This is a genomic window from Halomonas marinisediminis, assembly GCF_004347715.1.
In the GTDB taxonomy this organism is placed as follows: Bacteria; Pseudomonadota; Gammaproteobacteria; order Pseudomonadales; family Halomonadaceae; genus Halomonas; species Halomonas icarae.
On record NZ_SLTR01000001.1, the window covers coordinates 178697 to 204157 of the forward strand.

26 protein-coding genes are annotated in these 25461 nt (G+C 62.7%); 12 read left to right on the plus strand and 14 right to left on the minus strand.

Annotation, left to right across the window (positions count from 1 at the left end):
• Positions 1-28 precede the first annotated feature (28 nt).
• The 6 genes from E0702_RS00875 to E0702_RS00900 form a co-directional block, all read right to left on the minus strand.
• Complete coding sequence (locus E0702_RS00875) at positions 29-946, minus strand: LysR substrate-binding domain-containing protein (protein WP_132041076.1); 918 nt, start codon at positions 944-946, stop codon at positions 29-31.
• A 65-nt stretch (positions 947-1011) separates the two neighbouring features.
• Positions 1012-2430, minus strand: coding sequence for a cardiolipin synthase (gene cls, locus E0702_RS00880; protein WP_132041077.1), 1419 nt, complete (start codon positions 2428-2430; stop codon positions 1012-1014).
• A 163-nt stretch (positions 2431-2593) separates the two neighbouring features.
• A complete protein-coding gene (locus E0702_RS00885) occupies positions 2594-4099 on the minus strand; it encodes a fumarate hydratase (protein ID WP_132041078.1) in 1506 nt (501 codons plus the stop codon).
• Between the two features lie 229 nt (positions 4100-4328).
• Positions 4329-6350, minus strand: a complete 2022-nt coding sequence (gene uvrB, locus E0702_RS00890; RefSeq protein ID WP_132041079.1) for an excinuclease ABC subunit UvrB — start codon at positions 6348-6350, stop codon at positions 4329-4331.
• Positions 6351-6409: 59 nt separating this feature from the next.
• Complete coding sequence (locus E0702_RS00895; protein WP_132041080.1) at positions 6410-6826, minus strand: OsmC family protein; 417 nt, start codon at positions 6824-6826, stop codon at positions 6410-6412.
• Positions 6827-6842: 16 nt separating this feature from the next.
• Positions 6843-7040 carry a hypothetical protein gene (locus tag E0702_RS00900; RefSeq protein ID WP_132041081.1) on the minus strand — a complete coding sequence of 66 codons (198 nt, stop codon included), beginning with the start codon at positions 7038-7040 and terminating at the stop codon, positions 6843-6845.
• A 140-nt stretch (positions 7041-7180) separates the two neighbouring features.
• Between E0702_RS00900 and ygfZ the strand changes: the two genes are divergently transcribed.
• The gene (gene ygfZ / locus E0702_RS00905; protein ID WP_132041082.1) at positions 7181-8215 is read left to right on the plus strand and encodes a CAF17-like 4Fe-4S cluster assembly/insertion protein YgfZ; all 1035 of its coding nucleotides are present in this window, start codon (positions 7181-7183) and stop codon (positions 8213-8215) included.
• On the opposite strand, the gene E0702_RS00910 is transcribed toward ygfZ, so the two are convergent.
• Both E0702_RS00910 and E0702_RS00915 read right to left on the minus strand, forming a co-directional pair.
• Positions 8210-8968: a TatD family hydrolase gene (locus E0702_RS00910; RefSeq protein WP_132041083.1), complete on the minus strand. Its 759-nt coding sequence runs from the start codon at positions 8966-8968 to the stop codon at positions 8210-8212. The genes ygfZ and E0702_RS00910 overlap by 6 nt on opposite strands.
• A gap of 190 nt (positions 8969-9158) precedes the next feature.
• Positions 9159-10748: a peptide chain release factor 3 gene (locus E0702_RS00915; protein ID WP_132041084.1), complete on the minus strand. Its 1590-nt coding sequence runs from the start codon at positions 10746-10748 to the stop codon at positions 9159-9161.
• A 178-nt stretch (positions 10749-10926) separates the two neighbouring features.
• On the opposite strand from E0702_RS00915, the gene E0702_RS00920 reads away from it, so the two are divergent.
• From E0702_RS00920 to E0702_RS00930, 3 genes are read left to right on the plus strand one after another with little or no spacing between them, the layout of a single operon-like run.
• Positions 10927-11733, plus strand: coding sequence for a formate/nitrite transporter family protein (locus E0702_RS00920; RefSeq protein WP_132041085.1), 807 nt, complete (start codon positions 10927-10929; stop codon positions 11731-11733).
• Between the two features lie 60 nt (positions 11734-11793).
• On the plus strand, positions 11794-13074 hold the full coding sequence (locus E0702_RS00925; protein WP_132041086.1) for an ATP-binding protein: 1281 nt from the start codon (positions 11794-11796) through the stop codon (positions 13072-13074).
• A 28-nt stretch (positions 13075-13102) separates the two neighbouring features.
• Entirely contained in the window at positions 13103-13642 is a 540-nt protein-coding gene (locus E0702_RS00930) for a response regulator transcription factor (protein ID WP_132041087.1), read from the plus strand.
• Positions 13643-13706: 64 nt separating this feature from the next.
• Here E0702_RS00930 and E0702_RS00935 read toward each other — a convergent pair whose 3' ends face one another.
• Together E0702_RS00935 and hybE are read right to left on the minus strand one after the other, a co-directional pair.
• Positions 13707-14474, minus strand: a complete 768-nt coding sequence (locus E0702_RS00935) for a 3-hydroxybutyrate dehydrogenase (RefSeq protein WP_132041088.1) — start codon at positions 14472-14474, stop codon at positions 13707-13709.
• A gap of 107 nt (positions 14475-14581) precedes the next feature.
• Positions 14582-15040, minus strand: a complete 459-nt coding sequence (gene hybE / locus E0702_RS00940; RefSeq protein WP_165927457.1) for a [NiFe]-hydrogenase assembly chaperone HybE — start codon at positions 15038-15040, stop codon at positions 14582-14584.
• 139 nt (positions 15041-15179) lie between these two features.
• Here hybE and E0702_RS00945 point away from each other — a divergent pair, with 139 nt between their 5' ends.
• The 3 genes from E0702_RS00945 (at position 15180) to E0702_RS00955 (ending at position 17313) form a co-directional block, all read left to right on the plus strand.
• On the plus strand, positions 15180-16001 hold the full coding sequence (locus E0702_RS00945; protein ID WP_132041090.1) for an inositol monophosphatase family protein: 822 nt from the start codon (positions 15180-15182) through the stop codon (positions 15999-16001).
• 169 nt (positions 16002-16170) lie between these two features.
• Entirely contained in the window at positions 16171-16446 is a 276-nt protein-coding gene (locus E0702_RS00950; protein WP_132041091.1) for a GrxA family glutaredoxin, read from the plus strand.
• Between the two features lie 99 nt (positions 16447-16545).
• The gene (locus E0702_RS00955; protein WP_132041092.1) at positions 16546-17313 is read left to right on the plus strand and encodes a DUF1338 domain-containing protein; all 768 of its coding nucleotides are present in this window, start codon (positions 16546-16548) and stop codon (positions 17311-17313) included.
• Between the two features lie 159 nt (positions 17314-17472).
• Here E0702_RS00955 and E0702_RS00960 read toward each other — a convergent pair whose 3' ends face one another.
• Complete coding sequence (locus tag E0702_RS00960) at positions 17473-18132, minus strand: CoA transferase subunit B (protein WP_132041093.1); 660 nt, start codon at positions 18130-18132, stop codon at positions 17473-17475.
• Positions 18133-18190: 58 nt separating this feature from the next.
• Positions 18191-18892, minus strand: coding sequence for a CoA transferase subunit A (locus E0702_RS00965; RefSeq protein WP_132041094.1), 702 nt, complete (start codon positions 18890-18892; stop codon positions 18191-18193).
• A 176-nt stretch (positions 18893-19068) separates the two neighbouring features.
• Between E0702_RS00965 and E0702_RS00970 the strand changes: the two genes are divergently transcribed.
• The 4 genes from E0702_RS00970 to E0702_RS00985 all read left to right on the plus strand — a co-directional run bounded on the left by E0702_RS00970 (position 19069) and on the right by E0702_RS00985 (position 22393).
• Positions 19069-19971 carry a LysR family transcriptional regulator gene (locus E0702_RS00970; RefSeq protein ID WP_132041095.1) on the plus strand — a complete coding sequence of 301 codons (903 nt, stop codon included), beginning with the start codon at positions 19069-19071 and terminating at the stop codon, positions 19969-19971.
• 87 nt (positions 19972-20058) lie between these two features.
• The gene (locus tag E0702_RS00975; protein WP_132041096.1) at positions 20059-20928 is read left to right on the plus strand and encodes an acyltransferase; all 870 of its coding nucleotides are present in this window, start codon (positions 20059-20061) and stop codon (positions 20926-20928) included.
• The gene (locus E0702_RS00980; RefSeq protein ID WP_132041097.1) at positions 20877-21800 is read left to right on the plus strand and encodes a M23 family metallopeptidase; all 924 of its coding nucleotides are present in this window, start codon (positions 20877-20879) and stop codon (positions 21798-21800) included. Before E0702_RS00975 ends, E0702_RS00980 begins: the two co-directional genes overlap by 52 nt.
• A gap of 2 nt (positions 21801-21802) precedes the next feature.
• The gene (locus E0702_RS00985; RefSeq protein WP_240721641.1) at positions 21803-22393 is read left to right on the plus strand and encodes an alpha-ketoglutarate-dependent dioxygenase AlkB family protein; all 591 of its coding nucleotides are present in this window, start codon (positions 21803-21805) and stop codon (positions 22391-22393) included.
• A 129-nt stretch (positions 22394-22522) separates the two neighbouring features.
• On the opposite strand, the gene E0702_RS00990 is transcribed toward E0702_RS00985, so the two are convergent.
• Positions 22523-22963, minus strand: a complete 441-nt coding sequence (locus tag E0702_RS00990; RefSeq protein WP_132041099.1) for a hemerythrin domain-containing protein — start codon at positions 22961-22963, stop codon at positions 22523-22525.
• A 182-nt stretch (positions 22964-23145) separates the two neighbouring features.
• A complete protein-coding gene (locus E0702_RS00995; protein ID WP_132041100.1) occupies positions 23146-24552 on the minus strand; it encodes an alanine/glycine:cation symporter family protein in 1407 nt (468 codons plus the stop codon).
• Between the two features lie 447 nt (positions 24553-24999).
• Between E0702_RS00995 and gcvH the strand changes: the two genes are divergently transcribed.
• Positions 25000-25392, plus strand: a complete 393-nt coding sequence (gene gcvH / locus E0702_RS01000) for a glycine cleavage system protein GcvH (protein WP_132041101.1) — start codon at positions 25000-25002, stop codon at positions 25390-25392.
• Positions 25393-25461 lie beyond the last annotated feature (69 nt).

Consider the following 25461-nt stretch of genomic DNA (forward strand, 5'->3'; position numbering starts at 1 on the left):
CCCTGTTGTAGATAGAACCCTGTTGCAGTCAGCCCTGAAGAAAGTCGCGCGGCAGTTTCTGCATCTGCTTCCAGAGTTTTTCGACGCCGGGCTTGTGCACCAGAGAGCAGCGGTAAAGGCGTATTTCCAGCGGGATATCCCACTTTTCGTCGCCGGCCCGAACCAGCCGCCCATCTCTCAGCTCTTCGCGAATACAGAAGTCGGGAATCCAGGCCAGCCCCATGCCCTGCATCACCATGCCCTTGAGTCCTTCCGCCATGGCGGTCTCGTAGACGGTGCGCAGGCGCAGGCGCAGTGGGTCGTTCTTGAGGAGCATGCGCACGCTGCGCCCCAGGAAGGCGCCCTGGGTGTAGGCGAGATAGGGGACCGGCTCCTCCGCCTGCAGGGGAAAGCGCGGTTCACCATCCTCATCCGGCAGACAGACCGGTGCCATCTTGACCTGGCCGATGGAGAACGAGGGGAACACCTCGGAGTCCAGCTGCATGGTGGCGTGGGAGTCGTGATAGGCCAGCATCAGATCACAGTTGCCTTCGCGCAGCACATGGATGGCCTCCCCCACGTTCATGGCCACCAGGCGCGTGGGAAGCTCGCCGATACCCTGCTGCAGGCGCGATATCCATGGCGGGAAGAAGCTCAATGCCAGGGAGTGGGCAGCAACGATATCCAGGGCCTCGTTGGCCATGGCCAGGCCTCGCAGATGCCCCAGGCTTTCGTTGAGCTGCTCGACCAGGTTGCGTGCCGTTATCAGGAAAAGCTGCCCTTCTGGCGTCAATCCGACCGGCGTGGTGGAACGGTCGACCAGCGTGGCCCCGACTGCCTGCTCCAGGGAGCGAATACGGCGACTGAAGGCGGGCTGAGTCACATGACGCTGGCGAGCCGAAGCGGAAAAACTGCGTGTATTAGCCAGGGCAACGAAGTCCTCTAGCCATTTGGTCTCGAGGTTCACCGTGACTCCCGATTCATGATGAGGGTAACGACCGGGCTTGCCGATCACCGCAAGTAATTAATATATCACTGTATTGGCGCCATCAGGTAGGCAGCCCTGGACATCAGCTTGCGCCATAGTGGCCGCGAGGTAACCTCCTCGACGCTGATCTCCCGGCAGTGACTGAAATCCTCCTCGAGCATCCGCTCAACCTGGGCGGCAAAGTGGCGATCCGGAAGGAAGGCCGTGATCTCGAAGTTGAGCCGGAAGGAGCGGTTGTCTAGATTAACCGTGCCGACGCTGGCCGCCGCCTGATCGATCAACATCACCTTCTGATGCAGGAAGCCGGGCTGGTAGCGATAGACCCTGACGCCGGCACGTAGCATGTCCGGCAGAAAGGAGAAGGCGGACAGGAACACCAGCAGATGGTCGGGGCGCTCGGGGATCATGATTCGGACGTCCACACCGCGCATGGCCGCCAGGCGCAGTGCGTCCTGCACGCTCTGGTCGGGCACGAAATAGGGACTGGTGACCCAGAAGCGCTCTCTTGCGCTGTGGATGGCGTGCTGGACCAACAAGCTAGCGGTATCTTGCGTATCCGCCGGCCCCGAGGGCACGATCACCACATCATGGCACTCCTCGCAGATGGTGGTCGGTATCCAGGAGAGATTGATCAGTTCACCGGTCGCCCAGTGCCAGTCCTCCCAGAACGCCTCCTGCAGTCCCAGCACGCTAGGGCCGGTAAGCTTGAGATGGGTGTCACGCCATGGACCGTGTCGTGGATGCTGTCCCAGGTATTCGATGCCGACATTGAAACCGCCGACCCAGCCCTCCTTTCCATCCACCACCAAGACCTTGCGGTGGTTGCGGAAGTTGATCTGGAATCGATGACGAAGGCCACGCGATGAGCGAAAGGCGTAGACTTCGATCCCCGCCTCGGCTAGATCACGCAGATAGCCCTCATTCAGCTTGTGGCTACCTATCTTGTCGTACAGAAAATAGACCCGAACGCTACGTTCCACGGCGCGCCGCAGGCACTCCTTGAGCCGCAAACCCAAGGCATCGTTGCGCACGATGAAGAACTGCACCAGCACGTACTCCTCGGCCCTATCGATACCGGCGAACAGGCTGTCGAACGTCGCTTGACCATCGACCAGAAGCTCGGCGCGATTGCCACTGGTCAGCGGCATCTGGGCCAGCTGTTCCACGGCACGTACATCGGGATCCGGAGTATCGGTCAGATAGGGATCGACATGCGAACGGTAGCGTGCCAGCACACGGCGCAATACGCTGTCGCGCTCTCCCCGGGCGGTGACATAGCCATAGAAGCGCGGCTGGCCGAAGATCCAGTAGGCGGGGACCGCCAGGTAGGGAAGCGTGATAAGCGAGAGGATCCAGGCGATGGCGCCCTGGGAGGTGCGACTGGAGAGCAGCGCCAGTACCGCCGAGACGATACCCGCCATGTAAAAGGTGAAGATTACCAGCCCGAACAGCCAGGACGTCATGAACTCTCCCTGCAGACACTCTCGTCACCGGCTGCGCCGGCCATGATGGCACGAGCCCACGCCTTCGCGAGGGAGATTCCCGCAACACCTTGTGGGGGGTCAGCATACCCAAACGACGGCGGCCCCGCCAAGAGGCAGGGCCGCCAGGATCCATCGTCAGGCCTCAGGCGCGCTCGGCGATGATCTCCTTCCACTTGGCGGGCCCCGTCTGATGGACCGAGGTGCCCTGGCTGTCGACCGCGACGGTCACCGGCATGTCCTCCACCTCGAACTCATAGATGGCCTCCATGCCAAGGTCCTCGAAACCCACCACGCGAGCCTTCTTGATCGCTTGAGCCACCAGATAGGCGGAGCCCCCCACTGCCATCAGGTAGACCGCCTTGTTGTCGCGGATGGCCTCGATGGCGGCTTCACCGCGTTCGGCCTTGCCGACCATGCCCATCAGGCCGGTCTCCTCGAGCATGGTGCGTGTGAACTTGTCCATGCGGGTGGCGGTGGTGGGGCCGGCCGGTCCCACCACCTCGTCGCCAACCGGGTCCACCGGCCCAACGTAGTAGATGAAGCGACCCTTCATGTCCACGGGCAGTGGCTCACCCTTGGCGATCATGTCGACCATGCGCTTGTGTGCCGCGTCACGACCGGTGAGCAGCTTGCCGTTTAGCAGCAGGGTGTCACCCGGCTGCCAGGTCTGCACTTCTTCCGGTGTGATGTTGTCGAGGTCGACACGCCTGACGTTATCCCCTGCCTCCCGCGTGACCTCGGGCCAGTCCTCTAGCTTCGGCGCCGGCAGTGAGGCCGGACCGCTGCCATCCAGGGTAAAGTGGGCGTGGCGAGTCGCGGCGCAGTTGGGAATGATGGCCACTGGCTTGTTGGCCGCGTGGGTGGGGTAATCCTTGACCTTGATGTCCAGCACCGTGGTCAGGCCACCCAGCCCCTGGGCGCCGATGCCACTCCGATTGACGCGATCGAACAGCTCAAGGCGTAGCTCCTCGGCACGGTTGGCGGCACCACGGGCCTGCAACTCCTGGATATCGATGGGGTCGAGAAGCGCCTCCTTGGCAATCTCCATCGCCTTCTCCGCGGTGCCGCCGATGCCAATGCCGAGCATTCCCGGTGGGCACCACCCTGCCCCCATCTTGGGCAGCTGCTCCATGACCCAGTCGACCACACTGTCGGACGGGTTGAGCATGGCGAACTTGGACTTCGCTTCGCTACCCCCGCCCTTGGCGGCCACATGCACATCGACGCGATCCCCCGGCACAATCTTGTGATGAATGATCGCCGGCGTGTTGTCGCCGGTATTGCGGCGGGTGCCGTCAGGATCGGCCAGGACCGAGGCGCGCAGCACGTTATCGGGGAGCTGGTAGGCGCGACGGACGCCCTCGTTGACCATGTCATCGAGGCTCATCTCGGCTTCCCAGCGAACATTCATGCCCACATGCAGGAAGACGGTGACGATGCCGGTGTCCTGGCAGATAGGACGGTGTCCCATGGCGCACATGCGCGAGTTGATCAGGATCTGGGCGATGGCATCCTTGGCCGCAGGATTCTCCTCGCGCTCATAGGCCTGGGCCATGGCATCGATGAAATCCTTGGGGTGGTAGTAGGAGATATACTGCAGCGCATCGGCAACGCTCTGGATCAGGTCATCCTGACGAATCACGGTCATGGGCAAGAAGCTCCTCGGCTTGTCGGCATGCCCGCACCCCGGCGCTATATCACTGCCGGTAAGCGGGCTGAAACGCGAGCATTATACCCTACCCCATCCCCTGCCGACATTACCGGCACATCAGGCAATTATCTATTTATACCGAATTTAGTTAACGGTATAAATCTGGAAATCCCCCCCTAGCTTCCAGCCCATCGCTTTGGGGGGAGCCGGGCACTGCTCTGGTGCCCTAGCCCAGGGCGAGCTGGCGTTCCTTCAGATCATTCAGCCGGTCGCGTAGACGCGCGGCCTCCTCGAACTCGAGGTTCTGAGCGGCCTCGAACATCGCATCCTCCACCCGCGTCAGTTCACGCAACAACTCCTGTGGCGAGAGCTCGGCGGGATCATACACGGCCGCCGATTCGGCAACCTTGCGCTCACCGCGACGTCCCTTGCCCTTCTTGCCGGGAGTCTGGGCCGCCTCGAGAATATCCGCCACCGAGCGGGTCACCGTTTGGGGCGTAATCCCGTGCTCCTCGTTGAAGGCGATCTGCTTGGCACGACGCCGCTCCGTTTCCTGCATGGCGCGACGCATGGAGTCGGTGACCCTGTCAGCGTAAAGAATGGCGCGACCATTGGCGTTGCGTGCCGCCCGCCCGATGGTCTGGATCAGCGACCGTTCGTTGCGCAGGAACCCCTCCTTGTCGGCATCCAGGATCGCCACCAGGGAGACCTCCGGAATGTCCAGGCCCTCGCGCAACAGGTTGATACCGACCAGCACGTCGAACTTGCCCAGGCGCAGGTCGCGAATGATCTCCACCCGCTCCACGGTATCGATATCCGAGTGCAGGTAGCGCACGCGCACGCCATGTTCATCCAAGTACTCGGTGAGATCCTCGGCCATGCGCTTGGTCAGGGTCGTGACCAGCACCCTCTCGCCGGCGGCGGCACGCAGCTGGATCTCGGAAAGCAGGTCGTCCACCTGGGTAGTGGCCGGGCGCACCTCCAGCTCGGGGTCGAGCAGGCCGGTGGGGCGCACCACCTGCTCAACGACACTCCCGGCGTGCTCGGCCTCATAGGGGCCCGGTGTCGCCGACACGAAGATGGTCTGGGGCGAGATGGCCTCCCACTCCTCGAACTTCATGGGGCGGTTGTCGAGGGCGGAGGGCAGGCGAAAGCCGTACTCCACCAGGGTCTCCTTGCGCGAGCGATCGCCCTTGTACATGCCCCCGACCTGGGGAACGCTGACGTGACTCTCATCAATAAGCAGCAGAGAGTCATCGGGAAGATAGTCGAAGAAGGTGGGCGGCGGCTCCCCGGGATTGCGGCCCGACAGATAGCGGGAGTAGTTCTCGATGCCATTGCAGTAGCCGAGCTCCAGCATCATCTCGATGTCGTACAGGGTACGCTGCTCCAGGCGCTGGGCCTCCACCAGTCGCTCATGCTTTCTCAGCCACTCGAGGCGCTCGGCGAGCTCGGCCTTGATCTGGTCGATGGCCCCCAGGATGGTCTCTCTGGGCGTCACATAATGGGACTTGGGGTAGATGGTCATGCGTGGCAGCTGGCCACGCACCTCGCCGGTCAGCGGGTCGAAGAGACGAATCGAATCGATCTCGTCGTCGAACAGCTCGACGCGCACCGCCTCATCCTCGGCATCCGCCGGAAAGACATCGATAACGTCGCCGCGCACTCGATAGGTACCGCGCTTGAAATCGAGGTCGTTGCGCGTGTATTGCAGTTCGGCCAGGCGACGCAGGAACTTGCGCTGATCGATCAGCTCACCTCGGGTGAAGTGCAGGCGCATCTTGAGATACTGGTCGGGGTCGCCCAGGCCGTAGATCGCCGATACCGAGACCACGATCAATGCATCACGACGCTCGAGCAGGGCCTTGGTGGCGGAGAGCCGCATCTGCTCGATATGGTCGTTGATCGAGGCATCCTTCTCGATAAAGGTATCCGAGGAGGGTACGTAGGCCTCGGGCTGATAGTAGTCGTAATAGGAGACGAAGTACTCCACGGCGTTGTCAGGAAAGAAGGCCTTGAATTCGCCATAGAGCTGGGCCGCCAGGGTCTTGTTGGGCGCCATGACGATGGTCGGGCGCTGCAGCCGCTCGACAACATTGGCCATGGTGAAGGTCTTGCCGGATCCCGTGACCCCAAGCAGGGTCTGATGGGCCAACCCCGCCTCAAGACCTCCTACCAGAGCATCAATGGCCGCCGGCTGATCGCCGGCGGGCTGAAACTTCGAGGCGAGGCGAAAGGGCTTGCTCATGCTCTCTCCGGGTTGGTTCGGCGCCTTGCACAGCCGGCGTTAGATGGATGACCCGGATATCAGGCCGGGGTCACGGCGCGGGTGCTCACTTCCACGGTGGAGCTGGTCATCAGCCGGTGGATGGGGCACTTGTGGCTGATCTCCTCGAGCCGAGCGACCTGCTCGGGGTCGATGATGCCATGAAACTGCATCTCGACATCGAGCCGATAGGTGCCCTGGCGCTCCTGGCTGTCATCTCGGTGCACCTTGACGCTGATTCCCTCGAGGGGCCACGCCTTGCGCCGGGCATACATCAGCGAGGTGATCGCCTTGCAGGCACCCAGTGACAGGTCGAAGTAGTCATGAGGATCGGGAGCCGTTCCCTCGCCACCATAGGCCTGCGGCACGTCGACGAACAGCTCCTCGAAGCCATCGAGCTCGACCCTCTGTCGAAAGATATGGTTGCGTATGCTCTGAATCTCAATGGTCTTCTTCATGCCTATGGCTCCCTGCTCATTTGACCCGGATCGGAAGTTTCAGCGCTTCGACCGCCTTGATCAGCGCCTCGCGCCGGGCACGCCCCTCCACCTCGGCGCCGTGACGTCCAACTTCCGCGCTTTCGACGCCGTCGAGCATCATCAACGCGGTCGTGATGCGGTTAACCTGATCGGCGTCGGTAACGCCCTCGAAGCTCAGCGATTGATGGGCCATGACCTGACTCCTGGATTGCCTGGCGTGAATAACGTCTGGATTCTAACATGACCCCTCCAGGTCAGCAGTGGTTGCAATGTCGCTTCCCTGCCCAAATGTATTGGAGTATTCCGATATTTCCCTGACACGATGAGGCCCACATGTACGACTGGATTTCCGCGCTGGAGGCAGAGCCGCTCAGCGATGACCGTATCCGCTTCGACACTCGGGACCCCGCACGTCAGGCGCTGGATGGTACGGTGGTAACACCACTTGTACAGTTCGGTGTACTCGACGTGACAGGTATTGACGCCGAGAAGTTCCTGCAGGGCCAGGCAAGCACTCAACTCGCTCTGGTCGACGGCGACTTCGCACCACTGACCGTATTCTGTACCCCCAAGGGACGCATGCTGGCCAACGCCCAGTTGCTGCGCGTGGCAGAAGAGCACTACCGACTGATAATGCATCGTGACCTGGTCGACTCCCTGGCGGAGCATCTGCGCAAGTTCGCCGTCTTCTACAAGGTCGAACTGGCCACGCGCCAGGATCTCGCCCTGATCGGCCTGGTCGGCCAGGAGGCCGGCGCGCTGGCCGAGGTACGTCTGGGGGTCGCCCCACCGTCGATCTGGCACCAGTCAGGCGATGCCGAGACTCAGCTGCTGGCTCATCCAGGCCCCCGCCAGAGGCTGCTGGCTCTACTCCCTGCGAGTCGCGCGACCGAGATCTGGCGCCGGCTGGTCGACCAGGCCACGCCCGTAGACAACGCGGTCTGGTGCCTGCACGACATCCAAGCGGGCCTAGCCTGGCTGACCGCCCAGCATCGCGACGCCCTGCTGCCCCAGATGATCAACTGGGAAGCGCTGGGCGGCATCAGCTTCAAGAAGGGCTGCTATACCGGACAGGAGGTGGTGGCACGTGCCCACTTCCGTGGGCAGGTCAAGCGCCGGACGATGCGCGGCCAGCTCGAGGGAGCGGTTTTGCCCGAGATCGGCTGCCCGGTAGTGGATAGCCGCGAGAAGTCGGTGGGCGAGGTGCTCGCGGCGGAGCGTGACGCCTACGACCAGGCCGAAGTGCTGGTGGTGATGAGCACCAAGGAGGACATGGGCCCGCTGAGTGTGGCTGGACAGAAGCTGAAGCTGCTGAAGCTCCCCTACCCCGTCGAACGCCTGGACCCGGAAATCCTGGCCACCCTATAACCGAAACAGGCGGCGGGCATTGGCGGCACTGTTCGCCGCCACGCACTCCGGGGATTGGCTACGTAGCGCCGCCACCGCACGACACACCTGAACGAGGGCAGCGGGTTCATTACGCTGCCCCTGGTGGCCGGCCAGCGGCATATCGGGGCTGTCGGTCTCCAGCACATAGCCGTCATCGGGCAACGATCCGACCGCCCGGTGCAGACGCTTGGCCCGCTCGAAGGTGACTGCTCCTCCCAGCCCGACGACGAATCCCAGCTCGAGGAATCGGCCCGCCTGTTCGGGGGAGCCGGCGAAGGCGTGAATCAGCCCACCGACGGGAAGCGCCAGCTGACGAAGCCGCTTGGCTACCTTATCGTTGGCCTGCACGCAGTGAATCACCACCGGCAGCCTCCTCGCCTTGGCCAGCCTGAGCTGAGCATCGAACAGCTTCCACTGGGTCTCGAGAGTCTCGGTGAAACGGGCATCGATGCCGCACTCCCCTATCCCCACCACCCGAGGGTGGTCATCCAGCGCCTTGGCCAGGGCATCGAGGTCCGCGTCACGGTGAGACTCCATAAAGCAGGGATGCAACCCCAGGCAGACGCTGACATCGTCACGCCCGCCCAGCGCCAGCACCGCGTCCCAGCGCGCTCGAATGGTACCGGGGACCACGAAATGCCCTACCCCCGCGGACCTCGCCCGCCCGAACACGGCGTCGCGGTCGGCGTCGAAGGAGGGGAAGTCGAGATGGCAGTGAGCGTCGATTAGCATGGGTAGCGCTCCACAGCTAAAGTGGCAACGGTCCGCGGCTTACCTGGGGCCTGCCCTTCGCGGAGGCGCTGTGAATACCTCCCTGTACGCTACCGACGCCTTCCCTGGCGTAGGACCTCCGCTTCGGGCTGTCCCCAGCGCCGCTCGGCTTGGCACTATCCTGCTGTCCCCTGCGAGCTAGCTTCTCGCTTTAATGCTCCCGGGTCGCCTGGAAGCGGATCTCGGGCCAGCGCTCCTGGGTCATCTGCAGATTGACCCGGGTGGGGGCGATATAGGTCAGGTAACCGCCGCCGTCGATGGCCAGGTTGGCACTGGCCTTGCGCTTGAACTCCTCGAGTTTCTTTGCATCGTCACAGTAGACCCAGCGCGCGGTATTGACGTTCACCCCTTCGTAGACGCAGTCGACCTTGTACTCCTCCTTGAGGCGATGGGCGACCACGTCGAACTGCAGGGTACCCACGGCACCGAGAATCAGATTATTGTTATCCAGCGGCATAAAGACCTGGGTCGCCCCCTCTTCGGAGAGCTGCTGCAGGCCCTTCTGCAACGCCTTCATCTTCAGCGGGTCCTTCAGCTGCACACGCTTGAACAGCTCCGGGGCGAAATGAGGAATGCCGGTGAAACGCATATCCTCACCCTGGGTGAAGGTATCACCGATCTGGATGGTGCCGTGGTTGTGCAGACCGATGATGTCACCCGGCCAGGCCTCCTCCACCTGGGCGCGATCCGAGGCCATGAAGGTCAGTGCATCGGCAATCTTGACGTCCTTGCCGATGCGTACATGGCGCATCTTCATGTTCTTCTCGTACTTCCCCGAACAGACACGCAGGAAGGCGATACGGTCACGGTGCTTGGGATCCATGTTGGCCTGGATCTTGAACACGAAACCGGTAAAGCGGCCGTCGTCTGCCTCGACGGTGCATGCGTCGGTTTCTCGGGGCTGGGGGGGCGGCGCATATTCGACGAAGCCATCGAGCATCTCGCGTACCCCGAAGTTGCCCATGGCGGTACCGAAGTAGACCGGCGACAGCTCGCCACGACGATAGGCCTCCAGATCGAACTCATGGGAGGCGCCGCGTACCAGTTCCACCTCCATTCGCAACTCCTCGGCCTGCTCCTCGCCGAGCAACTCATCCACTTCGGGATTGTCGAGTCCCTCGATGCGCTTGTCATCGGGAATACGATTGCCCTGCCCCTGAGTGTAGAGATGGATCGTATCGTTGTAGAGGTGGTAGACCCCCTTGAAGTGCCGACCCATGCCGATGGGCCAGGTCATCGGCGCACACTGGATATTGAGCACCGTCTCGACCTCGTCCATCACCTCGATGGGATCACGAATATCGCGGTCCATCTTGTTGATGAAGGTGAGAATCGGCGTGGTACGCAGGCGGCACACCTCCATCAGCTTGATGGTGCGCGCCTCGACGCCCTTGGCGCCGTCGATCACCATCAGCGCCGAGTCCACCGCGGTCAGGGTGCGGTAGGTGTCCTCGGAAAAGTCCTCGTGCCCTGGCGTATCGAGCAGGTTGACGACACGGCCCCCATAGGGGAACTGCATCACCGAGGTGGTCACCGAGATGCCACGCTCCTGCTCCATTTTCATCCAGTCGGAGGTCGCGTGACGGTCGTTGCGTTTGCTCTTGACCGAGCCCGCCATCTGGATGGCATTTCCAAACAGCAGCATCTTCTCGGTGATGGTGGTCTTACCCGCATCCGGGTGACTGATAATGGCAAACGTGCGTCGCAGTTCGGTTTCACGGGCCTGATTGGGATTGGGCATTACGTCTCGTCGCAGATTGATCCGCACCCTCGCTCGCGCCGAGCGCAGGGAGGATGGCGTGTTGTGAGGCTAGTCGCGGAATTGTACCGGCATGGCGTGACCACTGCCACGTCGTGGCGAGCCGCGACCCGCTATAGTGAATGTCACAGCACGTCACGACCATCAAGGCGGCTCGACCATGCATCAGGACCCCTTGTTCAGCGACGCCTATCAACCCCGTGAGATTGCCCATAGGGTGACTCAAATGGGTGTCACCAAGGCTCGCGCCAATCCCTTGAGCCTGCTGATTCTGGCGGTATTAGCGGGAGCCTTCATCTCGCTGGGGGCATTGTTCTTTGCCGTGGTGGTCACCGGAAGCGAGTTGGGGTTCGGTGTCACTCGACTGCTCGGCGGGCTCGCCTTCTGTCTGGGGCTGGTATTGGTGGTGATCGCCGGCGCCGAGCTGTTCACCGGAAACAACTTGCTCGCCATGGCCTGGGCGAGCGGTGAAATCCGCGGACGCGAACTGCTGCGTAACTGGTGGCTCGTCTACCTTGGCAACGTGATCGGCTGTCTGGGCACGGTCATACTGGCGATAGGGGCCGACTTGGCGAGCCTCGGCGGGGGCGACCTTGGCGAAACCTTGAGCAGAATCGCTCTGGTTAAAGCCGAGCTCTCCCCTCTCGCCGCCTTTGCCCGAGGCATTCTGTGCAACGTGCTGGTCTGCCTGGCGGTATGGCTGGCGATGGGCGGACATACCGTCACCGACAAATTTCTGAGCATTCTGCTGCCGGTCAGCGCATTCGTGGCGTTGGGCTTCGAGCACTCGGTAGCCAACTGGTTCTTCCTGCCAATGGGGTTTTGGCTAGCGCCCGACGCGGTGTCGCTCAGCAGTGCGGCCATCAATCTGGCGGTGGTTACCGTCGGCAACATTCTCGGTGGCAGTCTGCTGGTCGCCGGAGTCTACTGGCTGGCCTACCTGCGTCATGGCTGTGACAGCGGGTGAGATCAAAACAGCATCGACGCCTATCGGGTATCATCGTGGCCAGCCCACTCCGGAGTGTCCATGCAATCTGCCCAGCCTCTTCCATTATCAACCCCCAACCGCAACCTGGTTCGCCTGACCATCGTGCGCGGCATCACGTGGACGGGGTTTCTGGCTGCCATCATCTTCGGCGTCGAGGTGCTCGGCTTCGAGCTCGAGGTCACGGCGGTGATCAGCGTGATACTGGTGATGGCATTGATCAACCTGGCGACCTGGTGGCGCCTGGGACGTCATCGCGACGTTACCGACGGTGAATACCTGCTCCACCTTCTCGCCGATGTTGGCGGGCTGACGCTGCTGTTCTACTTCACCGGCGGTGCCAGCAATCCGTTCATCACCTACTACCTGGTGCCGGTCACCATCGCCGCCGCCACCCTGCCCTGGCGCTGTGCCTGGATCATCGCCGCCACCTCGATGCTGGGCTACAGCGCCCTGCTGGTCTTCTATCATCCCGTCCCGCAGCTTGGAGGAGGGTACGGCTCCAGTGGGGAGCTGAATCTGCATGTGCTGGGCATGTGGCTCAACTTCGCCCTGTCGGCGGGACTGGTGACCTTCTTCATCTATCGCATGGCCCATGCGTTGCGCCGCAGGGAGCAGGCGCTGTCTCGCACTCGTGAGGCTGCGCTGCGCAATGAACAGGTGATCGCCGTGGCCACTCAGGCCGCCGGCACCGCTCATGAGCTGGGCACGCCCCTCTCTACGATGGCGGTGCTGCTTGCCGAAATGCGAGAGGAGGCGGAGGCAGATGACCACCCCAGACTGCAGCAGGATATCGAGCTGCTGCGCCAGCAGGTGGATACCTGCAAGTCACGACTCCAGCAGCTGGTGGAGAGTGCCGACCGACGTCGCATGGGCAAGCCACAGATTACCGATGCCGAGGTGTGGCTGGGTGGCGTGGTCCAGCGCTGGCTGGTGCTGCGCCCCGACGTCAGCCACCAGATGAGCGTGGCGGAGCACCGCAGCCGCCCCATGCTGGCCGTCGACACCACGCTCGAGCAGGCGCTGATCAACCTGCTCAACAACGCCGCCGATGCCAACCCGGACGATATTGCGGTCAGCCTCGACTGGGATGACGATGAGGTGATCATCGACATTCGCGACCACGGCCCCGGGGTCGCCCTCTCCATCGCCGACCAGCTGGGCGAGACCTTTGTCTCCACCAAGAGCAAGGGAATGGGCATCGGCCTGTTCCTGACCCATGCCACCATCAACCGTTTCGGCGGCGGTGTCAGCCTCTATAATCACCCGGAGGGTGGCACCCTGACCGAGGTCATGCTGCCACGCGCGGCAGGCACCGAATGACCCCACCTACCATCCGAGCGAGAACTCCATGCAAGAGACGCCCCTACGCCTGCTGATCATCGACGATGACGAGATGTTCTGCCATGTGCTTGACCGCGCCATGACCCGACGCGGTTACGAGGTGGTGGTTGCTCGGGACGCCCAGGAGGCCCTCTCCCTGGCGCGACAGCACCGCCCTGCACTGGCCACGCTGGATCTCAAGCTGGAGCACGAGTCCGGGCTCAAGTTGCTCCCGGAACTGCTGGAAGTGGTGCCGGAGTGCCGTATCGTGATCCTCACCGGCTACTCCAGCATCGCCACGGCCGTGGAAGCGATCAAGCTGGGGGCGGTCAACTACCTGTGCAAGCCGGCCGATGCCGACGAGGTGCTGGCCGCCTTCGAGAAGGATGATGGCGACCCGCAGATCGAGGTGGCCGACCACCCCCCCTCCATCAACCGCATCGCCTGGGAGCATATCCAGAAGGTACTCCAGGAGCACGACGGCAATATCTCCGCCACCGCCCGTGCCCTGGGGATGCATCGGCGCACCCTGCAGCGCAAGCTGCAGAAGCGCCCGGTGCGGCGATAAGCCGTAAGCTCCCTTTGGGGACACTCCCTTCCCGCTACAGCTTACGTCTCCCGGCGAAACCCGGTTATTGTGCCGTCCATCCCAGGTCGATATTCCAGCTGGCACCGGTCACGGCACCGGCCGAGTCTGACGCCAGATAGGCCACCAGCTCGGCCACCTCGTCGGGTTCGATCAGGCGCTTGACGGCGGCATTCTTGAGCATGATCTGCTCGATCACCTCCTGCTCCTGCATGCCATGCAGCTTCGCCTGGTCGGCGATCTGGTTGTCGACCAGCGGGGTCTTCACATAGGCGGGACAGATGGCATTGGCGGTAATTCCCTGACTCCCCCCCTCCAGGGCGGCGGTCTTGGTCAGGCCGATCATGCCGTGCTTGGCGCTGATGTAGGCTGACTTGCCCGGTGATGCCACCTGAGCATGTACCGAAGCGATATTGATGATGCGCCCCCAGCCACTCTCGCGCATGGAGGGCCAGGCGGCCTGGCTCAGCAGGAAGGGGGCCGTCAACATCAGATCGATGATCTGACGCCACTTCGTCTCGGGAAACTCCTCGACCGGCGCGACATGCTGAATGCCGGCATTGTTGACCAGGATATCCACACGACCGAAGCGCTTGATCGCTTCGGCAACGGCAGCCCGACAGGCATCCCCATCGGTCAGATCTGCCTGGAAGAAGCTCGCGCCCGCCTCTTCGGCCACCTCTCGCCCCGCGGGGTTGAAGTCAACCGCCAATACCTGATGGCCCAGGCGACAAAAGTGACGGACCACCGCCTCGCCGATACCGCTACTGGTACCGGTAACGAGGGCGACGCGGGGGGTGACGGATATTGACATGGGCAACTCCTTGCTCGATCGATGTATGGGCATTGGGGGTACGGGCTCTTCAGGAGCCACCAGCATAAGGGGATCGGGGTAGGCCGCGCCACCTCAGTCGCCTGCCATCACGCACCTGATTGCGATGGCGCCTGCGCACTCTCATCGCTCCTCATGACTCGCTCCATCAACCGCTGGGCGAGGCGGCTGGCATCCTGACGAGAGGCCACATCGGTCAGGTCATCGAGCAGTATCAGGCGCCAGCAGGCGACCTCATCGCCCAGCTCGACCGCCTCCATGGGATAGCGACCGGAGGGCAATGTCAGCGTGCAGCGCTCACCCGCGACAGGCAGGGGGGCATTCGCTCGCTCAGGCAGCATCACCAGCCATAGCGAGACCGGCGTGACCAGGGCTCCGACCAGCTGCTCGCCATGCTCGGGAAGGCGGTAGCACTGGAAGCAGAGGGCATCCGCGGCCAGCAGAGGATTGAACTGGGGCAGTGACTTCGACTCGCGCAGATGACTGGCGGTCCAGGCTTCGGCGAGTCGCCGCAGGCGCTGATACTGGTCTGGCGTCAGGGCATGCATGGGTTTCTCCATGTCGATAATCGGCGCCAGTATAGGCGCACGCGCCCATCGGGCCCAACCAGGCGTCGGCGCGGGGCCGATGGAATTGCTAGGCTAACGTCACCCCGATAGCCACCCACTCACGCCGAGGTAGTCCACCATGACCGACGACGAACGCCTGCAGCATGCCCTGGAGATCGCCGGGGAGGCGGGTGAGATGATCCGCAAGGCACGTCATGAGCGAAATTTCAGCCAGTCATACAAGGCTGGGGAGGAGCTGGTAACCGATATTGACGTCGCGGTGGATCGCCATATACGGGATCGTCTGGATGCCATCTTCCCCGGGGAGGCTCGTCTCAGCGAGGAGCTCTCCCCCGACCGCAGCGAACTGGCGGCCGAGGGAGCGCTATGGGTCGTCGATCCCATCGATGGCACCGTCAACTTCGCCCACGGTCTGGCCCATGTGGCCGTCTCCATTGCCTGGCTGGAGGATGGAGTGCTTCGTGTCGGTGTCGTGCATGCTCCCTTCCTGGGCGAAACCTTCACCGCCATCCAAGGCGAGGGAGCCTGGTGCAATGCTCGGCCGATCCGTGCCAGCCGCCGCAAGGAGCTGAGCCACAGCCTGGTTGCCACCGGATTCCCCCATCGACGTGATAGCCGACCGCCGCTGATGCGCCGGTTGGCCGCCGTGCTGGAACAGTGCCAGGATGTGCGTCGCAACGGCTCGGCGGCTCTCGATCTATGCGATGTGGCCTGCGGTCGTCTGGATGCCTACTACGAGAGCGTCTCCCCCTGGGACTTCGCGGCGGGCTGGCTAATCGCCAGGGAGGCGGGTGCTCGAGTCGGTCACCTCTATCCCTGCCCCGAGGGTATTCCGGAGGCCCTGTATGGCGAGAACCTGCTCGCCACGAGCCCCGGCATCCACGCCGAGCTGGGGGATCTACTGCGGCGTGCCGATGCCGGCGAACTTAATGGGCCATAAATAAGAGACGGCTCTTCGTCATGGCCAACCCGCATAGGCGCTCTAGCCATTCTCAATAGCCGCTCTCAATGGCTCGGCTTGCCGGTACCTATTGGTCATGGCTAGATCAATCGACGACAATAGCAGCCTGCTTCATTCATGTTCGCGCTAATAGTGCCGAGGAGTTTCGATGTTCGTGACCATCTATGGCCGCCCAGGCTGCCCGTTCTGTGTGTTTGCCAAGGACCTGGCCCAGCGCCTCGAGTCGCGTGATGCCATAGAGGGCTATCGCTATGTCGATATGCCCTCCAATGGCCTGACCAAGGCCGATCTCAGCGCCAAGGTGGGCCAGACCGTGCATACCGTGCCACAGGTGTTCCTGAACGACGCGCCAATCGGCGGATTTTCCGAGTTCGATCACTACGTGCGTGAGCACGGCATGCTGACGACTTCCCCAGCGCATTGAGCCAACTCGACAGGGCCAGCGTGGTCCAGGCGTTGAAAGGCATCTCATCAGTGACGCCTATACTTCCCGCCAGTCATGCCGATACGGGAAGCGGGTTCGATGCAGAGGGCAGAATTCATTCAGCAGCTATGGCTGGATTTCATTCATCAACATCCGGAGATCGCTGGGCTGCGCCTATGGCCCCCCGGCGCCTCGGCAGAATACCTTGCCCTGCTGACCCTCAATCACCATCATCACGGCATGGAAGCCCTACTGCCATCCCTGGAACACTTCGGCTTTCGCATCCGCCACCGCCACGCCATGGCGGATCGAGGGTTGCTCGTCAATCTGCTGGCACCGCCTCGGGAGGGGCCTTGGTTGGCGGTCGCCGAGCTCCAGATCGGCACTCTGGCGAGACGGCCAAGGGCACTGCTCGAGGAGCTCGTAGAACGAGCGCCTGACACCGCTCACCGCGGCCCCAACCGCCTGTGCCGAGGGCGTCCCTGGCCAATGCCGGAGTGGCAGCGCTACCAGGCGCTTCATCAGGCCCACCCTCTGGCGGCAATACTCGCCATCAACGGCCCTCGTGTGCATCACGTTGGCTACGACTGCCGTCATCTCGGTACCCCGCTAGACGAGTTGCACCGTGGAATGGAAGAAGCCGGCTTTGCCGGCACAGACGATCGTCATCATGGTCTCTTCCCTATCTCGCCACTGGTTGACTATCGGTTTTATCCCTCCGGTTCACGCAGCCTGCCCTTCGCCGAGGGGGATGAGCATCGAGTCGAGACCGGTGGTATCGCGCTGGTCGAGAAATCGGTGCCCCCCCAGCAGGAGCGCCTGGTGGAGTTTCTGCTCCCCCAACACACCCGCTGTGAGCTCTCCTGAGCCCCATCCACAATTTCTGTGGATAACGCTGTGCAACACTTCTTCCGGGACCCGGGCCATCAATCCCTTGATGCAATGGTCATTTAATCACCACCCCTGAACGACCGCGGCCCGGACTCAAGAAGTCCGGGCCGCGGTGGTTTCCAGGCAGGTAGAGCCTCAGTCGAAGGTCATTTCCGGCACATGATCAGGCACCACCAGCTTGCCCGCCGTCAACTCCTTGATCTCCTCGACGCTAACACCCGGTGCACGCTCCTTGAGATGGAAGGCCCCATCCTTGATCTCCAGATAGGCCAGATCGGTCAGCACGCGATTGATACAGCCAGCGCCGGTCAGCGGCAGGTTGCAGCTTTCGAGTAGCTTGGACTCGCCATGCTTGGAAGCGTGGGTCATGGTACAGATGATATTTTCGGCGCCCGCCACCAGGTCCATCGCACCGCCCATGCCCTTGATCAGCTTGCCGGGAATCATCCAGGAGGCAATATTGCCGTTCTGGTCGACCTCGAAGGCGCCAAGCACGGTCAGGTCGACATGGCCGCCACGGATCATGCCGAAGGACTCCGCGGAGTCGAAGATCGCCGCCCCGGGGCGTGCCGTCACCGTCTGCTTGCCAGCGTTGATCATGTCAGCGTCGACCTCCTCCTCGGTGGGAAAGCGCCCCATGCCAAGCAGACCATTTTCCGACTGCAGCATCACGTCGATGCCGTCGGGCACATAGTTGGCCACCAGGGTAGGAATGCCGATGCCGAGGTTGACGTAGAAGCCATCTTCCAGCTCACGCGCCACGCGCATTGCCATCTGTTCGCGAGTCAGTGCCATCTTGTTGCCTCTTTATTCGATGAGAAACGGTCGGTGATAAACGCTCGTTGCGAGGGTGTCACGCTTCGCGAACGGTGCGCTTCTCGATGCGCTTCTCGAAGGTGCCCTTAATGATACGGTCGACGTAGATCCCCGGGGTGTGAATCTGATCAGGCTTCAACTCGCCCGGCTCGACGATCTCCTCGACCTCGACCACCGTGATACGCCCACAGGTGGCCGCGAGCGGGTTGAAGTTCTGAGCGGTGTCCCGGTAGACCACGTTGCCGTAGCGGTCAGCCTTCCAGCCCTTGATGATGGCGAAGTCGGCGTGAAAGGCCTCCTCGAGGATATGCGGACGACCATTGAACTCGCGCACCTCCTTGCCTTCACCGATCGGCGTGCCGTAGCCCGTGGCGGTATAGAAGGCGGGGATGCCTGCGCCGCCGGCGCGCATCTTTTCGGCCAGGGTGCCCTGAGGTGTGAGGATGACCTCAATCTCATTATTGAGCATCTGCTGTTCGAACAACGCATTCTCACCGACATAGGAGGCATAGATACGCGAGATCTGCTTATCCTCGAGCAGCAACCCCAGGCCGAAGCCATCGACACCGCAGTTATTGGAGATCACTGTCAGGTCCTTCACACCGCGACGCCTGATCTCGGCAATCAGGTTCTCGGGAATGCCGCAGAGGCCAAAACCACCGGCAGCGACCGTCATACCGCTCTCGATGCCTGCCATCGCCTCTTCATAGGAGTTAACGCGCTTGTCGAATCCGGCCATAGGGCGCCTCATTTGTTGTGACTGAAAAGTACTCGGGAAGAATCGCGGGTCTGTGGAGACTCGTGACCCAGTGTTGGTCCAGAACATATATTTGTTAAGTTTGTTTTTTTTATCGTTTGATCGCAAAGACTTATTAGTTCAACCTTCGTCGCATAGACATCACGGATACCCCTCCCATGACTGCCAAACAGCTACGTGCCTTCCTGGCCGTCGCTCAGACCCTCAGTTTTACACAGGCCTGCGAGCATCTGCATCTTTCCCAGCCAGCGTTGAGCCTCGCAATCAAGGGCCTCGAGGAGAGCCTCGGTGGACGCCTGATGACCCGCACCACGCGAAGTGTTCGGCTAACACCCGAAGGCGAATCACTGGTTCCGTTGGCCAAGCGACTACTGGCCGAGTGGGATAACATCGAAGAGCTGATGCGCCAACGCTTCACCCTGCAGCTGGGGCGTCTCGGGGTCGCCGCCATGCCCTCCTTCGCCAGCAACCTGTTGCCCTCCGCTCTGATGGCGTTTCGCCAACGTTACCCCCGCATCAATGTCACCGTTCATGACGTCATCAATGAGCAGGTCATCGACATGGTACGCAACGGCCAGGTAGAGCTCGGCATCGCCTTCGAACCCGAGGCCACGGGCAGTCTCGCCTTTACCCCCCTGTTCAACGACCGTTTCGTGGCCGTGGTGCCGCCCCGCTCACTGCTCGCCCGGCACGCCACGCTTCGCTGGGAGATGTTGCTTACCCACGATTTTATTACCCTGCAGCGTCCCTCAATGGTGCGGCGATTGCTGGAGCAGCAGTTGGAGGCCGAAGGCCTGGCGCTACCCACCGCCTTCGAGAGTCATCAGCTTGCTACCGTCGGCAGGATGGTAGCCAGCGGACTGGGCGTCAGCGCCGTTCCTTCGCTATGCCGTGTCCAGATGGAGGAGCTCGGTGCTTGTTGCCTACCGCTGGAGGCCCCCGTCATCGAACGCGCCGTGGGCATCCTGACCCACGGCGAACTCTCCACCGCCGCCCTGGCTCTGAAAGAGGTCGTCGTCGAGACCCAGAATGCCTCGGAACAGCCCCATGTCACCCCCTGAACAGCGGGGGTTACTGGCGGCGCTGGGCAGGCAACGGATGATCCTTTAGCATTGCCGTCACTATCGTGACCACGCATGGAGATCGGCATGTCGACCCTCAGGGGCATTGTCAGCCTGCTGTTGCTTACCCTGACCACTCTGCTATGGGGTCTTCCCCTGCTGCTGATGACCCTGGTCAAGCTGGTGACACCGGGCCATCGCTTGCGCCTGGCAGTGCTCAAGTTGCTTAACGCCATCGCCCTCAACTGGATCGGCCTCAACCTGTGGTGGATGCGGCACTGGCTAAAACCGAACCTGGAGATCGAGATTCCGGAAGGCCTCTCCCGTCGGCAGGGCTGGTTGGTGCTCTCCAATCACCGCAGCTGGACCGATATCTTCGTGCTCTTCTTCGCGTTGCATCGACGCATCCCCATGCCACGCTTCTTTCTCAAGCGGCAGCTGATCTGGGTGCCGATCGTGGGGCTGGCCTGGTGGGCCCTTGAGTACCCCTTCATGCGTCGCATGACCGCCGAGCAGAGGGCCCGTCACCCTCATCTCGCCCGTCGCGACCAGGAGGCCACGGAGCGCATGTGTCGGCGGGCCCACGAAATGCCTATCGCCATCTTCAACTTCGTGGAGGGTACTCGCTTCACAGCCGCCAAGCAGGCCGCCCAGGCATCACCCTACCGACACCTGCTGAGGCCTCGTGCCGGGGGCGTCGCTCAGGTACTCAACCTGCTGGGCGATCAGCTCGCCGGCATCATCGATGTTACCCTTCACTACGACAACCCGAACCCGAGCTTCTGGGGCTATCTGTGCGGTCGCGAGGGTCGTATCGTGATGCAGACCCGTGTCCTGCCGGTCGCAGACTGGATGCATGACGGCAACTACCAGGACAACGCCAGCGACAAGGAACGCTTCCACTCATGGATCAATGCGCTTTGGCAACAAAAGGACGAACGGCTTTCGCGCTTCTGATCGCGCTGCTGCTACTCACCGGATGCGCCTCACGGTCGACCGACGGAGTGACACGCGACGCGGCGGAAGCCTCTCGTAACGGTGGCTGGGTCATCGTGCAGCGGGGTGACACCCTGGGTACCCTGGCACAACGCGCGGGCATCCCCTTGGAGCGACTGCAGCGCTTCAATCCGGGTGTGAATGCCAGGCGCCTGGCGGTTGGTCAGCGACTGCTGATGCCCACCCAGCGCGAACGCGCGCCCTACCGTGGTCCCTACCGTTATCAGGTGCGCCCCGGTGATACCTACTCCCGTATCGCCCGGCGCTTCGGAACCCAAGCCTCGCAGATCCAGTCGGCCAATCCCGGTGTACGGCCCACCCAGCTGAAAGTTGGCCAGCTGATTCAGGTCCCCCTATCCGCGCGCGGCACGGCATCCCGTTCCGGTGGCAGCTCAAGCTCTAGCAAGCCGAGCGCCCCGCGTCGGGCCAGCCTGCCAGACCCTGGGGCGCTCCCAGGCTCGGCGCGTCGTTGGCCCTGGCCGCTGGATGACTACCGCATCGCCAGAGCCTACGGCACCGACAGCCACGGCACCCTGCAGCCCATGCTGCTGGCTACCGAGCGTGACGCCAGGGCCAAGGCCGTCGCCTCCGGCGAGGTGCGTTATGCCGGCAGCATGCGTCAGCTCGGCAAGGTGGTCATCGTCCATCATCCCGACAATCTGCAGAGCGTCTACGCCCTCTGCGATCGCCTGCTGGTGGAGAATGGCCAGGCCGTCAAGCGTGGGGAGGCGCTCTGCACCGTGGGCTACAGCAACGCCACCGAGCGCCATGATCTGCTGTTCGACCTTCGCCACGGCGGCAAGCCGGTCAACCCACAACGGGTGCTGCGTTGAAGGTGGTGCTGGCAGCGCCACCATTGGGGCTCAGCCATGGCGTGCTGGCCCCCGCAGTGTCTGACCGCCTGCTGAGCCAACTGGATCGAGCGCTCTGCTGGCAGCGCCCCACACTGCGCCTGTATGGTCGCGAACACCCCATCCCACGCCGCCAGGTCTGGATGGGGGATACCGGAGCCGGCTACCGCTACTCCGGGTGTGACTTCACCCCGGAGCCCTGGCATCCGATCGTGGCCGACCTGCGCGACCGGGTCATCGAAACACTCGCTTCGGAGGGGATCGACGCCCGCTTCAATAGCGTGCTGCTCAACCATTATCACGACGGTGAGGAGCGCATGGGGTGGCACAGCGATGACGAGCCAGAGCTCGGCGATAGCCCACTGATTGCCGCACTCAGCCTGGGCGCCGAGCGGCCACTGCGCTTTCGTTGGAAGAATCGCCAGGCCCCCGCCTTCAATGTCTGGCTGCCCCACGGCAGCCTGCTGGTGATGGGGCCTGGGGTCCAGGCGCAGCTGCAGCATGCCCTGCTGCCCCGGCGTATCCCGGGGCTGCGCATCAGCCTGACCTTTCGCCGAGTCATCGGGCCTGGTTGATCCTGAACAAGCCAGGCTTCATGGTTCATGGGTCGGGTGCAGGATGGCACGGCAAGATAACGGTATAAGATTCTTCCCCGTAGCCATCGGTCGCATCGCCTCTCGCAGGCCCAGGGGCTGGCCTGTGACCTAGGGAGCCTCGCGCTCCAGCATGTCTTCCTGATAGGTACTGGCCAATTGCGTCTTGGTGGCGTCATCGAACACCCGCCCCGCCAGCTGAAAAACTTCCTGCTCCTCTTCATCCAGGTGGTGAATGACGAGATCCTGCAGCCTCCTGGCCGCCGCCAGCCAGCCCGGTGAGCTATAGTCCGTGGTGTCGAGCGCCTCGAGTGCCTCATCGATCTCGTGATGTTCGGCGACGCTGTGCCTAGCCTTCTCCTGGGTCAGGTCGTACTCCATCATCGGCACGTAGAGAGAGCGCTCCTCGGCCCCGGCATGATGGATCAGTTCGGCGCGCAGGCGCCGATAGAGCTCGTCGCGCCCCTCGCTGTCACCGCTGGTTTCGACCAACAGCGACAACAGTCGGCGCTGCTTGTCGTGACTCTCACGCAGGGCCTCGAAAATTGTCATGGCACTCTCCTCCGGTAGTCACCGATGTCATGGGTGGGCTCACTGCCTGGCTGGCAGGACCGCGTACCAGTCTGGTAGGCAAGAACGATATCGACAAGCCCACGACGCTAGCCACGGCAGACCCCTAACGGCAGGAGGCGCCCCGCGGGGCGCCTCCTGTGATGCTGCACAAGCCTGAGGGATCACGACTTGTCGTGGTCCAGCTCCTCGCCCGGCAGCACGTCTTCGCCATTGAAGTAGGCGCGTGCCAGCTTGAACACCACCGGCGACAGCAGTGCCAGGGCGATCAGGTTGGGAATCGCCATCATGGCATTGAAGGTGTCGGCCATCAGCCAGATGAAGCCCAGGCTCGCCAGCGCCCCCACCGGAATCGCCAGCACGAACAGTACCCGGTAGAGCATGATCGAACGGGTGCCGAACAGGAACTGGAAGCACTTCTCACCATAGAAGGACCACCCCAGGATGGTGGTAAAGGCAAACACCGCCAGTGCCAGTGATACCACCTCGTTGCCCAGGCCCGGCAGTGCCGCGTCGAAGGAGAGTGCGGTCAGTGAAGCGCCGGCCTCGCCCGTCTTCCATACGCCGGCCGTCAGGATCACCAGGGCGGTGATGGAGCAGACGATGATGGTATCGATAAAGGTGCCAAGCATCGCGATCAGCCCCTGGCGAACCGGGTTCTTGGTCTGCGCCGCGGCATGGGCGATGGGCGCACTGCCCAGGCCCGCCTCGTTGGAGAAGATCCCGCGGGCCACGCCGAAGCGGATGGCCGCCATCACGGCCGCACCGGCGAAACCACCGACGGCGGCGTGGGGGTTGAAGGCGTAGGTGAAGATCATGCCGAAGGCGCCGCCGACCTGGTCGGCGTTGATCGCCAGCACGACCAGACCCGCGATCACATAGGCGATACCCATGATCGGAACCAGCTTGCCCGCCACCTTGGCGATCCGCTTGATCCCGCCGAGGATCACCGCGCCGGCCAGCACCATGATCACCACACCGGTGACCCAGTGGGGCAGCCCGAAGGTGCTGTCGAGGGCGTCGGCCACGGAGTTGGACTGCACGGTGTTGCCGATGCCGAAGGCGGCGACGGCACCGAAGAAGGCGAAGGCACCACCCAGCCACAGCCACTTACGGCCCAGGCCATTCTTGATGTAGTACATCGGGCCACCGATATGGTAGCCGGTGCTGTCGGTTTCCCGGAAGCGAACCGCCAGCACCGCCTCGGCGAACTTGGTGGCCATGCCCACCAGGGCGGTGATCCACATCCAGAACACCGCACCGGGGCCACCCAAGGCGATAGCGGTGGCCACGCCGGCGATATTGCCGGTGCCGATGGTCGCCGACAGCGCGGTCATCAGGGCGTTGAAGGGCGAGATCTCGCCATCCTCCTCGCCCTTCGACTTGCCATCGGGGGTGTGCTTGCCATCACGCCCCTGCCACATCAGCTTGAAGCCTTCCCCCAGCTTGCGGATCGGCATCAGCCTGAGGCCAGCCTGCAGGTAGATCCCCACCCCGAGCAACAGGATGAGCATCAATGGCCCCCAGACCACGCCGTTGATGGCGCTGAAGATACTGTTCAAGGTTTCCACGTGAATCTCCCTAAGCGGTTTATTGTTATGCGCTGCGGCTCACCGCCCGCCGTTCGCACCTCGATCGACGACCGACGGGCAACCGATCCATGAACCTGTACCGCGAGAATCGATCACCATGGCTCTGGCGCATGATTCGCCGCAGCATGGCTAACCGGCCATGCGAACCCCAACACAATCCCGCGTAACATAGCGGATTTTATGGTCATCGCACCACCCAGACGAACGACGCACGTTCAACCGTCAGGCTCCCGCCTCCCTTCATGTTTCCAATCAGAAACATGAAGGGGTTGACGGCGCCAAAACTGGACGGATAGCTCGCGACCCGCCACCCTGAGTGACGAGCCATCAGAGTAAGCCCCTGGCGATGATGATGGACTCGCCAAACGCCGCCAATGGCGGTAGCATTCCCGCTGCCTGGAAAAACTTTTCTTATAGGAAATATCGATGAGCTCTATTCCTGCCAATCTGCGCTACGCCGACAGCCACGAGTGGGTCCTCGACAATGGCGACGGCACCGTGACCATCGGCATCAGTGACCATGCCCAGGAAGCCCTGGGTGACGTCGTCTTCGTCGAACTGCCCGAGGTGGGCCGCACCCTCGAGCTCAAGGAGGAGTTCGGTGTGGTCGAGTCGGTCAAGGCCGCCTCCGACCTCTACGCCCCGGTGGCCGGCGAGGTCATCGACGTCAACGAGGTGCTGGAAGACGCCCCCGAGACGCTGAACGAGTCCCCTTACGAGGATGGCTGGATCATGAAGGTGCGCCTCGAGGACGCCACCCAGATCGACGACCTGCTGGACGCCGACGGCTACCAGGCCGTGGCCAGCGCCGACGACTGATCCTGCGCTGATTGCCTCACGCCCCGGCCCGCTGGGTCGGGGCTTCCACGTTCTACCGTGCCGCCTGTG